Here is a 10,245-nt window from a genome sequence, read left to right as displayed (position 1 = left end):
ATGATGACGGTGCAGACCAACGGTCCCAGGCTCACCATGCTTCAGCATTCTCGATGACGGAGGAGCTACTCGTGGTCGCCATCCAGAGAGACGTTCAACAGCGTCCTGTCAGCTCCGGTTGAATCTTGAGCAGCCTGCTCCGGTCGAAAAGTGAGCAGGTTTACGGGGTTGAGTCTGCCTGACGATCGACTTCTACGGAGGGCAGTGACTCGATCGCGGTGTGTTTGATGCGGTAGCTGGCACCTTTGAGGGCGATGACATCGGCGTGGTGAACGATCCTGTCGATCATCGCCGAGGCGATGGTGGCCTCACCGAAATGAGGTGAGCCCTTCGTAGTGGTCCAGGTGGACTCAGTAACGGGGACTCGCCAATGGACGGCACGCGGCGCTCGCCACGACGCCAACGCTGCTGACAAGGCCTTATCCAGTCCCGAGCAGCGCAGAGTTCGGGCCACAACAGCCCGCCGGCCGAAGAAACCAGCGACTCGCGACCCGAATCCAGCACCACCGAACACACCGCGCTACGCTTCACCTACGGAGTGCCTTCCTGTTTGACGAAAATTGACCCTCAGCAAGTCAATGTTCTCAACTAGGACAGGCACTTCCGTGCATTAAAGGCCCGCGTCACCACCCAATTCATGAAACGTCGAGGCTAGTCCCTACTCACATGATCTGGGATGTGGCACGCAAAGCCGCACCGTTAAGGCGGTGAAGCACCAGTCCAATCTATTGAGCCGCGTGTTGGGCATACGACCGTCGGACTATTTAACTGGTGCATCACCGCCTTCGTCGAAGCGACGAGCGTAGGCATGGCGGGGGCGACACTCAGCGCGGAACCGACGTCTCCCCGCCCCGCAGCGGATGTTTGTACCCGCACTCTGGCGGTCGAGCGTGCAGTCGCCGCAACGCCTGCGGTGTTCGGGTGCGCACCCGGCAGCACCGTGCAGACGTCGGCCAGTGCCCCAGCCACATCGACACCCCGCAGCCGCGCGCCGTACAGCGCACCGACCGTCGGCGTGCGGCTCTACGTGCCGACGCAGTGCACCAGTACGGTTCGTCCCTCGCGGCGTAGCTGCTCGACGGCGCGCGCGGCGTCCAGCAGGACGAAGTTCAGGTGCCGGTTCTCATCAGTATCGAGTCTGTCGATCAGCCGCACCTCGACGTGCGGCATGCCCACCGGAACGTCGTCGTCGGCCACCCGGCACAGCGACACCACCGCATCGACATCCGCCGGAAGCCGACGCAGCACGCCGATACCGCCGAGCACCACGCCGTCGTCGTACGGATGTCGCGCGACCGTACCGACCGGCGAACCGGGATAGGTGAAGTCGAACTGGTCCGGTTCACCGCCACGGTAGATCGCCGACGCCAAGCCGACCAATCCGCGCGCCGTCATGCCCGGCCAGCCGTGCAGCAACGCCCGCCACCGCACCGGCACCGCGGACGCCCCGTACGCGGCGCCCAGCAGCCCGCCGGCGATCGCAGCGACGGTGTCGGTGTCGTTCAGATGGTCGGCGCGGAACACCCCGGACGCGCTGGGTCGTCGACGGGCACAGCTGTCGTGCTGATCGCCGACCACGCCGCCTGCAACGCGGCCACCACAGAACCATTGTGCGCGAACGGCGACGGCCGCCCCGCCTCCGCCGCGTCCAGTCGCTCCTGCCACACCTTGCGGCGGCTCCAGTCGATGTGGCGCAACCCGATTCGCACATCGAGCTGCCCGGTGAGCACCGCGTGCCGGATCGCGCAGCACCAGAGCACACAGGCGTCGCCGGCGTCGGGGTCGACGTGGGTGAGATCGCTCAATGCCCGCGCCGCCTTGACCATCGCATCCTCGTCGTCGAGGTAGGCGAGCGCCACGGGTGCGGTCCGCATCAACGAGCCGTTTCCCGCCGTGCGGCCGGTGCGCTCATGCAGTCTGGCCGCCGCGTCACGGAAGCGCACTGCCGTGATGCCACCCGCCTGCGCGGCCGCGGTGAGCACCGAACGGGTCTGGATGCCGACATCCGTCGCCCGCAGCGACCACTCGTGCCAGCGCGCAACTACCGCGTCCCTGGAAGGGAAGAATTCGCGCCACGTCGTCTGATAAGTCTCCTCTTGAGACTGCGCGTTCGATTGGATCTCCCGCGCCGTACGGCCGCCCTGCTCGGTGAGCCTCAACCAGGCATACCACGGCCGTTGCAGGGTCACCCAGCTCGGCCAACCCTCGTCGACGAGAGAACGGATCAGCTCCAAGGTCTTAGCCTGGACGACATTCAGCGGCGAACCTGGATTCTCCTGGGCGACAGACCGCGGTGAAGCGCTGAGTACGTCGTGCTCGCGTCGGTTCAGACGCCGACAATCGGCAGGATTTCGTCAAGCCCTCGGAAGTCATCGACGTTGCGTGTGTAGAGCGGGAGATTGGCCGCGAGGGCAGTGGCGGTGATCAACAGATCGACGGCTCGGGGGCCACGCGCCTTGCGGCCCGTCGCGGCGACTGCGGCATATACGCGTCCATAGGCCCTCGCCGAGTCGCCATCGAACGGCAGGGGATCAAAGTTGGCTTCGGCTCGTTGTAAGCGATCTTGGCGCCGTGCTCGCTCGCCGGCATCGACCGTCGCGTGCGGGCCGGCGGCGAGCTCTGCCGTGGTCAGTGCGCTGATGGCGAGTTCGATCGGGAGTTGCTCGGCGTCGATGTGATCCAGATCGATGACGACCGAGGTGTGGATGAGGCCTTGCAGTGGCCGTGGAGCCTCAGCCACGAGGGGCGATTTCCTGGCCGGCGACCCGGTCGAGATCTGCTCGGAACTGGTCGAACTCCACCCGCGGAGCACCCCTGAACGCGGCGACGGCCGCCTCGGCGCTGACAAGTCGATGCCGGCGCAGCGGGGAAAGCTCGCCGACCGGGACTCCGTTCCTGGTCACGACGAACGACTCGCCTTGGTCAAGCTGGCGCATGAAGTCGCCGCTGTTATTGCGCAGCTCCCGCTGGGTGATCTGTTTGGTCACGCCCCCAGCGTAGAGCGAGTGCTACGGGGTTCATTCGCGACTTGCAGCTACGCCACGAGTGTCGCCGACACCTTCCAGCCCGCCGTCGTCATGACAGCAGCCCCTTCAGCCGTGCGGCGATCGCGGTCTCGCGCAGGGCTGCGTGGGCACTGTGGTGGGGGTGCCAGCCGAGTTCCCGGTGCGCTTTGGTCGTGTCCACGACGAGCGTCTTGCGCATAGCGTTCACCCACGCGAGGTCCTGGGGCAGGAACCGCTGCAGCCGTTCGACTACCGCGGCCGCGACCGGCACCGCCTGGCGCGGGATGGGTAGCGGTCGCCACCCCAGCGCGTGGGCGACTTCGCTGAGCGAGACTGGATCCGGCGCGGCGAGGTTGTAGATGCCCGGGGTTCCCTGTCCCTCGATCGCCGCCACGAGCGCGTCGGCCACGTCGTCGTGGTGGACGAGCTGCATCGCCACGCCGGGGTCGGGAAGCATCGGCCGCAGCCAGGGCAGCACCTTGACCAGCTGCCGTTCGACCGGGAACCGCCCACCAAGCTGAAAGCTCTTCGCGATGCTGTCAACCAGCAGCAGCGCGTCCGGGCCGGCAACCACGACGGGTCGGAAGATGTAGAAGTCGACGTCTGTCGTGCCGAGCGTCTCCTGGAGGAGCGCCTCGAGCTCCGCCTTCTGCGCCGAGTAGTAGAACGCCTCGGTTCCGCGCGGCTGCACCGTCTCATCCACGTGCTCCGGGGTGCCGTCCCCGAACCCGTAAGCGGCGACCGAGGACGTGTACACGAAGCGCCCGATGCCGGCGGCGGCCACTGCCTCGAACACGTTACGGGAGCCGCGAAGGTTGACCTCGCGGGTTTGCTCGCGGTTGCCGAAGATCAGGAACGCCAGGTGGACTACCACGTCCGCCTCGGCGACGAGGGCAGCGACGGAATCGGGATCGAGCACGTCGCCCCGGCGGTAGGACACCTTGCGCCACCCGTGCGCCTCGGGATCGAACGGTCGGCGCGCCATCCCCAGCACCCGCGTGACGCGGTCGGAGCCTTCGAGCGCACGGAGCAGGGAACGGCCGATGTCGCCGGTCGGTCCGGTGACCGCCACGGTCAGCCCGTCGGTCATGACGACTCGCCGGTCGGCGTTGCCGAAGTGTCTGCCGCGCGCTGCAGCGCGCCCAAGGCGTCGCGGATGTGGCCGGCGACATCGCGGATGTCGGGCATCACCTCCCAGTCGCCGATCAGGCAGAAGCCGAGTTTGCCGTTGTAGGAGAGGATTCCGAACCCGAGCGTGTGGGCCTGCGGCGTGGGCGCGATCGGCAGGAAGCTGACGAGTTCGCGCCCCAGCATGTGCAGCGGGAACTGCGGTCCGGGAACGTTGGTGACGATCAGGTTGAACAACCGGGTGGAGAAGTTCAGCCGGGCTGCCTGGGCCAGCAGCGTCGGCGGCGCGAACTGCTGCATGCCCAGATAGGCCTCCACGCCGAGCACCTGCTTCGAGTTCTTCAGGTCGTTCATCGCCGCACTCACTGTCCGCAGCCGCTCGACCGTGTCCGCGACGCCGACTGGCAGGGGCGCGCGCATCGCCGCGATCCGGTTGCCGAACGAATGCCGTTCCGTTTCTTCCCGGACGGACTTGGGCACCATTGCCTGCAGCGTGAGGCCGTCGACCGGATAGCCCCGGTCCAGCATCCAGGTCCGCAAGCCACCCGCGACCGCCGCGATGACCACGTCGTTGACGGTTCCGCCGAGCGCGTTCTTGATTCGCTTGACCTCGGACAGCTCTACTTCGAACCAGGTGACCCGCCGGTGCGGACCGTGCGGGACGTTGAACGGGGAGGGCGGGGCGGTGTCGACCACGGCGCCGAGGAAGTCCCGTAAGCCTTGCAGGTATTCGCAGGCCACGTGGAGCGCTCGGCGGGGATGCGGAACGGCCTGCAACGCTCGTTTGGCGACGGACCACTGCCCCCCGATGAGTTCACGCAGTTCGGCGGAGGCGAGCTGCGCGCCGGTCGGCTCCGAAGTGGGCTCCCACTCCGCGTCGGCGCCGTCCCGGGCGGGACCGTCGGGGTCGGCCTCGAGCGAGTCCAAGAGCAGGCTGGCGACGTCCACTCCGGCGATCCCGTCGACGAGCGCGTGATGGGTCTTGGCGATCAGCGCGAACCGATCGTTGTCGAGTCCCGTCACGTACCACAACTCCCACAGCGGTTTGGAGCGGTCGAGGCGCTGTGAACAGATCCGCCCGATTAGCGTTTCGAGGTCATCCGTCGATCCGGGTGCGGGCAGCGCGGTGTGGCGCAAGTGGTAGTGGATGTTGAAGTTGGGGTCGTCGACCCACAAGGGGCGCCCCAGTCGCAACGGGGAGTCGGCGAGCTTCTGGCGGTAGCGCGGGACCAGGTCGAGGCGATACTGAATCCGCGCCACCACTTGCTCGTAGGGCGGTGGCGGCCCCTCGAAGATCAGAACGCCGGCCACGTGCATGTGTCCGCCACCCTTTTCCAGGCTGAGGAACGAGTTGTCGGTGACGTTCAAGCGGGCCGCCGTGGTAGGCACCACCCCATCGTAGGGAGCGTGAGGGGACCGCCACCACGACTCAGCGATCTGCCACCTCGCCACCATGCTGATCACCCGCATCGCCACCTGCATGCGCAACGGCGCGCTCGTGCCTGCAACCCCTTGTCGAGCAGCACGCGCCCGCAGCCGTAATCTTGTGCGTCTGCCCAGACCTGCCCGCCACCTCGCTCGAGCTCCGCACCGCAACCCCGTTGCCCTGCAACTTGATCCGAAACCCGCCGCGTATCATCGCCCTCGCCGTCGAGGACCTTCGCTCCCGGTACGCCGACCGCCCTGACCCTGATCGCCTGCTCGACGACGAGTTCACCATGCGGGAACTACGCCTGGCGCACGAGGCGGTCGCTGGGCAGTCACTGCAGCGCGACTGGTTCCGCCGCACCATGGAACCTCAACTCGTCCCGACCGGCACTGTCGCCGGCGGAACCAGGGGGCGGCCCGCCGAACTGTTCCGACAGAGGCTCTGACTCGCGTTCAAACTGCGTTGAGGGCGACGTCTACTCGAACTTCTTCACCGCCAGTGCACAACGAACGCTGACTGATTCTCGGCGGTCGAGCGTCCTGCGGCACGTGGAGCTACCGGCCGTCAGCCGGAAAGGCCGACGTTCGCACATGGAGTGGCAAGACATCGACTGCGCGGCCGTTCGCGCTGGGCAGGCACAGCCTGATGAACGGCATCGAATCCTGATTTGCCTGGTGAAAGGGCGCCGACGGTGTGGGTATCCAAGTAGGGTCCGCGCATGCGGGCCACGGCGCGAATCCTCGCCAGTCGATAAGCTGGCTTACGGCGCTGTTTGCTGACGCGCGAGACAATCTCTGGGCAGCGAGCCTGTGATGTGCGAGGAACGAAGTCGATGCCGGTCGAAAGCCACACCACCGGGCCACCGGGCGGCAAGGCCCACCCCCAGGTCATCCCCGGAACCACGCCCGCCAAGCCTCCGCGGTTCCGGCGCGGGTGGCTCCTGCTCACCGCACCCCTCGCCATTTTGGCGAGTATCTACCTCGGCGATCTGATCCTCAGCTCGGACAGGGTCCCCCGAGGCGTCACCGCCGCGGGCGTACCGATCGGCGGGATGGCGCTGAGCGACGCCGAGGCTCGCCTGCGTGCCGATGTCTCGCCCCGCGTGACGCGGCCGATTCCGGTCACCTTCGCCGACGAGCGCGGCGACATCGACCCGACGTCGGCGGGCCTGGCCGTCGACTGGACCGCCACCGTGAGCCAGGCCGGCGCCCAACCGCTGAACCCGCTAACCCGCCTCGCCTCGCTGTTCAGCACCCGCGAGATCGGCGTCGTCTCCACCGCCGACGACACGGCACTCACCGCAGCCCTCGAGGATCTGGACGCCAAAGTCGCCCAGGATCCCGTCGAGGGCACCGTGCGCTTCGACGGAACCAAACCCGTCGCGGTCAACCCGGAAGCCGGCCGGCGGCTCGACGTCGACGCCGCCGCCGAACTCGTCAAGAGCGGCTGGGCCGCCGGCGACACCATCGACCTGCCCGTCAACGAACTACAGCCCAGCACAACGGCTTCCGACGTGCAGGCAGCTCTCGACGACATCGCGACGCCGGCAGTCTCCGCGCCGTTGATCATCACCGGTGACGGCGACAGTGTGGCGACCATCGACGAGGACGTCATCGCCGCGGCGCTGACATTCGACATCGAGGACGGCGACATCGTGGCGACCGTCGACGAGGACGTCTTCGCCGACGCTGCGCGGCCCCAGCTCGCCGCGTCCGAGACACCGCTGCGCGAGGCCACCATCGACTTCGCGGCGTCGCCGCCGGCGAAGGTGCCGTCGCAGGACGGCCGCCGCATCGACTACGACGCCACCTTCAGCGACCTGCTCGACGTCCTCACCGGCACCGGCGACCGCGATATCGCGGCGGTCTACGTCGATGAGCCGGCGACGTTCACCACCGCTGACATCGACGCGCTCGGCCCCGTGCAGGTCATCGGTGAATTCCAGACGTCGGGTTTCTCGGGAGACTCGGGCGTGAACATCAAGCGCGCCGCCGGGGCGATTGACGGGATCGTCGTCGCGCCGGGGGAGACATTCAGCCTCAACGGCGCCACCAACCCGCGCACCGCGGCCAATGGTTACGTCGAGGCCGGCATCATCCTCAACGGCCGACCGGACAGCGGCGTCGGCGGCGGGGTGTCCCAGGTGGCCACCACTCTGTTCAACGCAGCGTATTTCGCCGGCGTGGAACTCGTCGAGCACCAGGAGCACAGCTACTACATCAGCCGCTATCCGGCCGGCCGGGAGGCCACCGTGTTCGGCGACGCCATCGACGTCAAGTTCCGCAACGACGGGCCGACCCCGGTGCAGATCCAGACCACGTGGACGTCAGGTTCGGTCACCGTGCGACTGGTCGGGATCAAACGCTACGAGGTGTCGTCCGCGCAGAGCCCGCGCTCGGCGCCGACCAGTCCGCGGACCATCACCATTCCCGCCGGCGAATCGTGCAGCGCCGGCGGCGGCGCACCGGGATTCACCATCACCGACACCCGCACGCTGCGCGACATCGTCACCGGGGAGACGCGGACGGAGTCGCACACCGTGCGCTATGACCCGATTCCGAAAGTGGTGTGCGGCGGCTGAGCGCACCGACGATGTGTGCGACGGTCCGACATGTCGCTGCTCCCGGGTAGCGTCCGCGTCATGACTGACGCACGCGCACGTGAGTACGGTGAAATTCTGGTCACCCGGGATGCGCGTGCCAGATCGACCTACGAAGCGCTCGGGGTGAACACCGAAATCCTGGCAGACGACACTGTGCCATAACGGATATCGTCGCGGCCCGAACGCTCGTCATGGGCGGTCCCGCGGGTCGCTCGAGCCTGGGTGAGGCGTGCCGTCTCACCCATGGCGCCGACCGTGTCACCCTGGACTCATGCCTGCGAATCGACACCCGCACCGCGCAGATCTCGTCCTTTCCGGCGGTGGAGTCAAAGGAATCGGCCTGGTCGGTGCGGTCGGCGCGCTGCGCGACGCCGGCTACGGGCTCGAACGCATCTCGGGAACCTCGGCAGGTTCGCTGGTCGGCGCGGTGGTGGCCGCCGGCACCCAGGCCGGCGGGTTCAGCGCCGAGCAGCTGCGCGAGATTGCAGTGAGCGTGCCCTACCGGAGGTTCCGCGACAGCGGCCCGATCGAACGCATCCCGCTGCTCGGTACCGCCTGGGGGCTGGCGCGCGGGACCGGCCTCTACCGCGGCGACTTCGCCCACGCCTGGATCCGCGACGAGCTGAAGAACCTGGGCGTGACCACGTTCGGCGACCTGGCCATCGACGCCGATCACCTGCTGCCGGAGCGCCGCTACCGGCTCGTGGTCACCGTGGCCGATTTGACCACCGGTCAGCTGGTGCGGCTGCCGTGGGACTATCGGCGGCTCTACGGACTGGACCCCGACGAGCAGTCCGTCGCCGACGCGGTCCGCGCCTCGATGGCGATACCGTTCATGTTCCGGCCGACCACGCTGGAAGATGCTGCAGGGCAACGGTACACACTGGTCGACGGCGGCGTGCTGTCGAACTTTCCGATCGACTCGTTCGACCGCCCCGACGGCGCCGAGCCCCGCTGGCCGACGTTCGGGGTGACCGTGGTGCCCTACCTGCCCGCCCCGACCGCCCAACAGTTGATCCCCGGCCTGCGGCTGCCGTGGGACGGGCCCACCTTCCTGGAGAGCCTGCTCACCACCATGCTGGTCGGCCACGACCAGGCCCACCTCAACCAGCCGTGGGTGAAGGTGCGCGCCATCCAGGTCGACTCCACCGACGTCGGCGTCCTCGACTTCGACATCACCCCCGCCGAGGCCGACGTGCTCTACGACAAGGGTTACGGGGCGGCCACCGAATTCCTGTCGAGCTGGGACTGGCCGGCGTACCTGGAGCGCTTCCGTCGTGCGCACTACGTGACCTGACGGGTCTTCTGCGTGACCGGGACGTGTGTAGCGCGGTGTCACGCAATCCGCAGCGCCTCGACTGGTTGCCCCGAAATCTGTGCGATCAGGCTGAAATCCTTGTCGAGGCTGAGAACGGTCAATCCGGCGACTTCGGCCGTGGCGGCGATGAGCAAGTCGGGAATCGATGGCGCGCGGCGCAAACCGCGGTCGGCGAGGATGAGCTGTACCTCGCGGGCGCGCTCTTCGATGGCCGGCGTCATGTACTCGGCCGGCATGAATGCCAAGGGCGGCGAGACAACTTCGGAGTGTGCCTCTGCCGCTGTGCGAAATGAATAGCCGATTTCGAGGCGTGTCACTGTGCTGATGCGGACCAGTCCGCGTTCAATGCGCTGCATCCAGGTATCGACGTCGGGTGAGACCGCGAGTCGCGTATACGCCGACTTGTCGATCAGCCATGACCTCAGCGCCACGCGCGGTCCATCACCTCGGGGTCGTCAAGGTCGCAAGCTGCTGCCGCCGCGCGGCGCAGATCCTCGATCGTCAACCGACCTTGAGATTCGCCGTGAGCGCGCTCGGCCTCGAAGCGTCGCCTGAGGTATTCCTGCCGAGACAGTCCTTGTGCCGCGGCTGCGGCATCGATATGTGCCACGGCGGCGTCCGACAAACCCCTGATCACCACGTCTGCCATGCGCCTGACCTCCCGATATCACCGATACCACACACTGCGGCGGCACGCCGATGTGCCTCCTGACGCCATAACCGGCGATTCGCAGCAGGAAGTTGTCGCTGCGCCTCCCTAGTC

12 protein-coding genes and 1 pseudogene are annotated in these 10,245 nt (G+C 67.4%); 4 read left to right on the top strand and 9 right to left on the bottom strand.

Translation table 11 applies throughout. The features are described from left to right. Positions 1 to 160 precede the first annotated feature (160 nt). From H7I57_RS34055 to H7I57_RS12770, 7 genes are all read right to left on the bottom strand, one after another. Positions 161 to 454, bottom strand: coding sequence for an ATP-binding protein (locus H7I57_RS34055; protein ID WP_464489918.1), 294 nt, complete (start codon positions 452 to 454; stop codon positions 161 to 163). A gap of 569 nt (positions 455 to 1,023) precedes the next feature. Next, positions 1,024 to 1,524, bottom strand: a complete 501-nt coding sequence (locus H7I57_RS33480) for an ADP-ribosylglycohydrolase family protein (protein WP_308204352.1) — start codon at positions 1,522 to 1,524, stop codon at positions 1,024 to 1,026. Further along, entirely contained in the window at positions 1,503 to 2,234 is a 732-nt protein-coding gene (locus H7I57_RS33475; protein ID WP_308204351.1) for an ADP-ribosylglycohydrolase family protein, read from the bottom strand. Before H7I57_RS33475 ends, H7I57_RS33480 begins: the two co-directional genes overlap by 22 nt. Before the next feature lie 92 nt (positions 2,235 to 2,326). Beyond that, positions 2,327 to 2,740: a type II toxin-antitoxin system VapC family toxin gene (locus H7I57_RS12785; protein WP_264023894.1), complete on the bottom strand. Its 414-nt coding sequence runs from the start codon at positions 2,738 to 2,740 to the stop codon at positions 2,327 to 2,329. Next, positions 2,733 to 2,987: a type II toxin-antitoxin system Phd/YefM family antitoxin gene (locus H7I57_RS12780; RefSeq protein ID WP_264023892.1), complete on the bottom strand. Its 255-nt coding sequence runs from the start codon at positions 2,985 to 2,987 to the stop codon at positions 2,733 to 2,735. Before H7I57_RS12780 ends, H7I57_RS12785 begins: the two co-directional genes overlap by 8 nt. A gap of 88 nt (positions 2,988 to 3,075) precedes the next feature. Beyond that, positions 3,076 to 4,095, bottom strand: coding sequence for an NAD-dependent epimerase/dehydratase family protein (locus H7I57_RS12775; protein WP_264023891.1), 1,020 nt, complete (start codon positions 4,093 to 4,095; stop codon positions 3,076 to 3,078). Continuing rightward, a complete protein-coding gene (locus tag H7I57_RS12770) occupies positions 4,092 to 5,522 on the bottom strand; it encodes a WS/DGAT/MGAT family O-acyltransferase (RefSeq protein ID WP_264023889.1) in 1,431 nt (476 codons plus the stop codon). The genes H7I57_RS12775 and H7I57_RS12770 overlap by 4 nt, the downstream gene beginning before the upstream one ends. Positions 5,523 to 5,767: 245 nt before the next feature. Between H7I57_RS12770 and H7I57_RS12765 the strand changes: the two are divergent. The 4 genes and pseudogenes from H7I57_RS12765 to H7I57_RS12750 all read left to right on the top strand — a co-directional run. Continuing rightward, positions 5,768 to 6,007: pseudogene (locus H7I57_RS12765) on the top strand (NrtR DNA-binding winged helix domain-containing protein); the annotation flags it as partial. Positions 6,008 to 6,394: 387 nt separating this feature from the next. After that, complete coding sequence (locus tag H7I57_RS12760; RefSeq protein WP_264023887.1) at positions 6,395 to 8,143, top strand: VanW family protein; 1,749 nt, start codon at positions 6,395 to 6,397, stop codon at positions 8,141 to 8,143. Positions 8,144 to 8,203: 60 nt separating this feature from the next. After that, positions 8,204 to 8,326 carry a PIN domain-containing protein gene (locus H7I57_RS12755; protein WP_264023886.1) on the top strand — a complete coding sequence of 41 codons (123 nt, stop codon included), beginning with the start codon at positions 8,204 to 8,206 and terminating at the stop codon, positions 8,324 to 8,326. Between the two features lie 109 nt (positions 8,327 to 8,435). Next, positions 8,436 to 9,461, top strand: coding sequence for a patatin-like phospholipase family protein (locus tag H7I57_RS12750; RefSeq protein WP_264023885.1), 1,026 nt, complete (start codon positions 8,436 to 8,438; stop codon positions 9,459 to 9,461). 38 nt (positions 9,462 to 9,499) lie between these two features. Here H7I57_RS12750 and H7I57_RS12745 read toward each other — a convergent pair whose 3' ends face one another. Both H7I57_RS12745 and vapB read right to left on the bottom strand, forming a co-directional pair. Then, a complete protein-coding gene (locus H7I57_RS12745) occupies positions 9,500 to 9,913 on the bottom strand; it encodes a PIN domain nuclease (protein ID WP_264023884.1) in 414 nt (137 codons plus the stop codon). Further along, on the bottom strand, positions 9,904 to 10,131 hold the full coding sequence (vapB, locus tag H7I57_RS12740) for a type II toxin-antitoxin system VapB family antitoxin (protein WP_264023883.1): 228 nt from the start codon (positions 10,129 to 10,131) through the stop codon (positions 9,904 to 9,906). Before vapB ends, H7I57_RS12745 begins: the two co-directional genes overlap by 10 nt. Between the last annotated feature and the right edge of the window lie 114 nt (positions 10,132 to 10,245).

It is taken from the genome of Mycolicibacterium pyrenivorans, from assembly GCF_025821625.1.
Lineage (GTDB): Bacteria > Actinomycetota > Actinomycetes > Mycobacteriales > Mycobacteriaceae > Mycobacterium > Mycobacterium pyrenivorans.
This window is presented reverse-complemented; position numbering and strand designations above follow the sequence as displayed.

What these genes read in the sequence shown, in the direction of transcription:
- H7I57_RS12760 (WP_264023887.1), top strand. Translation starts at nt 6,395, where the DNA reads ATGCCGGTCGAAAGCCACACCACCGGGCCACCGGGCGGCAAGGCCCAC.
- vapB (WP_264023883.1), bottom strand. Translation starts at nt 10,131, where the DNA reads ATGGCAGACGTGGTGATCAGGGGTTTGTCGGACGCCGCCGTGGCACAT.
- H7I57_RS12775 (WP_264023891.1), bottom strand. Translation starts at nt 4,095, where the DNA reads ATGACCGACGGGCTGACCGTGGCGGTCACCGGACCGACCGGCGACATC.
- H7I57_RS12750 (WP_264023885.1), top strand. Translation starts at nt 8,436, where the DNA reads ATGCCTGCGAATCGACACCCGCACCGCGCAGATCTCGTCCTTTCCGGC.
- H7I57_RS12755 (WP_264023886.1), top strand. Translation starts at nt 8,204, where the DNA reads ATGACTGACGCACGCGCACGTGAGTACGGTGAAATTCTGGTCACCCGG.